Below are 3430 nucleotides of genomic sequence, written 5' to 3'. Positions count from 1 at the left end.
CCGCCGCGGTCCGCGCCTCCGGCGGGGGCGCGGTGCCGGGTGCGGGGGTCGCCATCGGTCGCTGTACCAGCGGCGCGGGCGCCCACGGCCCGGGATCGCCGTACGGGGGCGTGCCGTACGGGTCCTCGGGGTGCAGCGGCCGCGGGCGCCGGGGCGCACCGCCGGCGGCCTCGGCGGGAGCGGCGGTGGGGGGCTCGGCGGGAGCTGCGGGGGTCTCGGGGTGCGGGTCGGCCCCGCCGTGCGGTGCCGGATCCGTCGGCGGGTGGGACGGCGCCTCGTCCGGGGCGCCCGCGGACACCTGACCGAGCGTCACGGTGGCGGCCTCGCGCTCCGCACGGGGCGCCGCGGCGGCCTCCTGCTCCGGACCCGCCGCGGCCGGCGCCGGGTCCGCAGCCGCACTCGATATCGCTCCGGGCGCGGCGGCCAACTCCGGTGCCGCATCCGCCTGTTCGGCCACTGCGGCGGAATCCGCCGGGTGCGCCGCGTCCGCCGTCGCAGCCGCTCCGGCCGCGGGGCCGGCGCTCCGCGCCGCCTCGGGCCGGCCGGCCTCGGCGGGCGGTCGCGGGCTCGGGGCCTGCCCCGGCCGGCTCCACCACTTCAGCTTCGGCCCGGCGGCCCTAGCGTCGTCCATGCTCTCCCCAACGATTCGCCCGCGGTCACGCGCGGGCCAGCGCCACCCGGGGGCCGTCCGGCGACGGGCCCCAGGGGCACGCACCCGCACAAGGGCGCGCCGCCCGACAGCGATTCAACCAGCTCCGCGCGGAACCGCGCAGATCCCGGTCAGTGCGAACCGTGGGCGGTGGGTCCGGCGGAGGGCGCCGAGCGGAGCAGGGGCCGCATCGGCTCCAGCGGCGGGCGCGGGCTCCGGCCGGCGAAGGCTGTACCGGCCGTGACGGTCAGCGGCGCGAAGCCGTACGCCGACGCCGGACCGGTGGCGGCTATCAGAGGTGACAGGCCGAAGCGTCCGGGCGCCGGGCCGACGGCCGGGACGCCGTCCGCCGGCCGGCTCTCGCCCGGCGCGGACAGCGTCATGGCGCTGGGGGCCGGGGCGTTGGTGGGGTCGCCCAGCGCGGGCCAGGAGCCGGGGCGCGGATCCCTGGTCGTCAGGGACTCGTCGCGGGACAGCGGGACGGCACCGGCCGCGGGGCCGGCGCCGAGCGGGGTGGCGGCGCTGCCGCTGCCCTCGGCACGGGGACCGGGGGCGTCGACGGCCGCCTCCAGCGGGAGGGCGCCGCCGAGCGCGAAGGCCGCGAGCGAGACCGCACCGGCCGCCGCGAAGGCGAACCGGCGGCGCTGCGGTGCGCCGCGCTCCGGCTCCTGCACCCGGAAGCCGCGCACCCGCGGCTGCGGGGGGACGGCGGCCATGGCCGGGCCGAGGTGCTTCTCCGACGGCACATAGCGGAACGAGCCGTCGCCCCGGGCGAATTCACCGCGCCCGAACGTGCCGTTGCCGAGCCGGCTGCCGGGGCCGCCGGCGTCGCCGCCGGGCAGCTGCTGAAGGCGCGCCAGCAGCCCCTCGGACGGGCCGGGGGGCGCGGTCTGCGCGAATACGTTCTTCAGCCGACGCTGGGCGTCGGCCTCCGCCTTGCACCTACCGCACGTCGCGAGGTGCGCCAGCACCCGCTCACGCGCGTCGTGCCCCAGTTCGCCGTCGACCAGGGCCGCGAGGCGGTCGCCGAGATGCTGCTCGGCGGGGGACGGACCGCCACTGCCGCTCACGCGATTCCGACCTCCCTTGTGGGCACCACGGCCAGCGTCCGCTGCTCCTCGCGCTCCTCGGCACGCGCCGCCGGGGAGCGGTGCCTGAGCGCCTTGCGCAGGTGGGAACGGCCGCGGTGGATCCGGCTGCGGACCGTGCCGAGCTTGACCCCGAGGGTCGCGGCGATCTCCTCGTACGACAGGCCCTCGATGTCGCAGAGCACCACGGCGGCGCGGAACTCGGGCGCGAGGGTGTCCAGCGCCTGCTGCACATCGGCGTCGAAGTGGGTGTCGTTGAAGTGCTGCTGCGGGGAGGGCTCGCGGCTGGGGAGCCGCTCGGCGGCGTCGTCACCGAGCGCGTCGAAGCGGATGCGCTGGCGGCGGCGGACCATGTCGAGGAAGAGGTTGGTGGTGATGCGGTGCAGCCAGCCCTCGAACGTGCCGGGGGTGTACGTCGACAGCGAGCGGAAGACGCGGACGAACACCTCCTGGGTCAGGTCCTCGGCGTCGTGCTGATTGCCGGTGAGGCGGTACGCGAGGCGGTAGACCCGGGCGCTGTGGGTGCTGACGATCTCCTCCCACGTGGGCGGGGTCCACGCCTGGGCATCCGAGGTGTCGGCGAAGGTCGCGGTGCGTGCGTCGGCGATGGGGGCCCCTCCCATGGCCTTGGGGCCGTGAGGGCGGAAACGGTCAGCGGTGTTGGTCACGGATCTCGGCTCGGCGAACGACCGTCGCAAGCGCCTGCGCACTCTTCGGTCACCCGCCGCAGCCGCACCTCCCCTGGTGGCTCTGGTGGTGTCCAGTAGAGCCCCTACCATATCCACCTCGTCCGTTAGCTCCGGATAAGCAGTTTTGACCAGCATTTGGTGCTGCTTCTGTTCCTGCGATGTTTCTCGCCTGACGTCTTGCGCGGTATTCACCGGTGCGTCCCCCCGTCTCTTCCCCTGCCCTTTCCTAACGCCCGGTCCCATCTGCGGGTTCCCGCACACAGCGGATACAGTCACGGTTGCGTCAACTACGGGGACAGGAGAGGGCCATTACCGGCAACCGGCAGACGAACTTGGCATTCGCCGAGGCGTACGGCGCCGGGACCATCGACGAGGCCGCCGACGACGCTCTGCGCTGGTCCCGCGCCCGCGCCCGGGAGACCGGTGTCCGCGCGGTGACGACCGGCGCCGGCGCTGCCCTGCGGCTGCTCGCCGCCACCGCGGACGCCAAGGCGGTCGCCGAGATCGGCACCGGCACGGGCGTGTCCGGCATCTATCTCCTGCACGGCATGCGCCCCGACGGCGTGCTGACCACCGTGGACCTCGAACCGGAGCGGCAGGCGTTCGCCAAGCAGGCGTTCCGCGCGGCGGGCTTCGCCGGGAACCGCGCCCGCTTCATCCCCGGCCGGGCCCTCGACGTCCTGCCGCGCCTCGCGGACGGCGGCTACGACCTCGTCTTCTGCGACGGCGACCTCATGGAGTGCCTCGAATACCTCGCTGAATCGTTGCGGCTGCTGCGCCCCGGCGGCCTGGTGTGCTTCCAGGGCGTCTTCGCGGACGGCCGTACCGTCGACTCCGCGGAGCAGCCGGCGGAGGTGCTGCGGCTGCGCGAGCTGCTGCGGGCCATACGGGAGAGCACCGCGCTCGTACCGGCCCTGCTGCCGGTGGGCGACGGGCTGCTCTGCGCGGTCAAGCGCGGCTGAGGCACTGCGGAGCACCGAATCGGCCCCGGCAGGCGGCCCCCC

Annotated in this window: 3 protein-coding genes and 1 pseudogene; 1 reads left to right on the top strand and 3 read right to left on the bottom strand. The window is 75.8% G+C overall.

Annotated features, from left to right (window positions below):
* The 3 genes and pseudogenes from RZ84_RS41645 to sigE all read right to left on the bottom strand — a co-directional run.
* Nucleotides 1-631 (bottom strand): annotated as a pseudogene (locus RZ84_RS41645) (hypothetical protein); the annotation flags it as partial.
* A gap of 149 nt (nt 632-780) precedes the next feature.
* Nucleotides 781-1719 carry a zf-HC2 domain-containing protein gene (locus RZ84_RS23725; protein WP_043265978.1) on the bottom strand — a complete coding sequence of 313 codons (939 nt, stop codon included), beginning with the start codon at nt 1717-1719 and terminating at the stop codon, nt 781-783.
* Nucleotides 1716-2516, bottom strand: a complete 801-nt coding sequence (gene sigE, locus RZ84_RS23720) for an RNA polymerase sigma factor SigE (protein WP_107068165.1) — start codon at nt 2514-2516, stop codon at nt 1716-1718. Before sigE ends, RZ84_RS23725 begins: the two co-directional genes overlap by 4 nt.
* Nucleotides 2517-2704: 188 nt before the next feature.
* Between sigE and RZ84_RS23715 the strand changes: the two genes are divergently transcribed.
* Nucleotides 2705-3388 (top strand): O-methyltransferase, encoded by a 684-nt coding sequence (locus RZ84_RS23715; protein ID WP_043265976.1) that lies wholly within the window; start codon nt 2705-2707, stop codon nt 3386-3388.
* The last annotated feature ends 42 nt before the right edge of the window (nt 3389-3430 follow it).

It is taken from the genome of Streptomyces sp. CT34 (assembly GCF_000805335.1).
In the GTDB taxonomy this organism is placed as follows: Bacteria; Actinomycetota; Actinomycetes; order Streptomycetales; family Streptomycetaceae; genus Streptomyces.
Note: the sequence above shows the minus strand (reverse complement) of the source record. Positions and strands in the feature narration are given on the sequence as shown.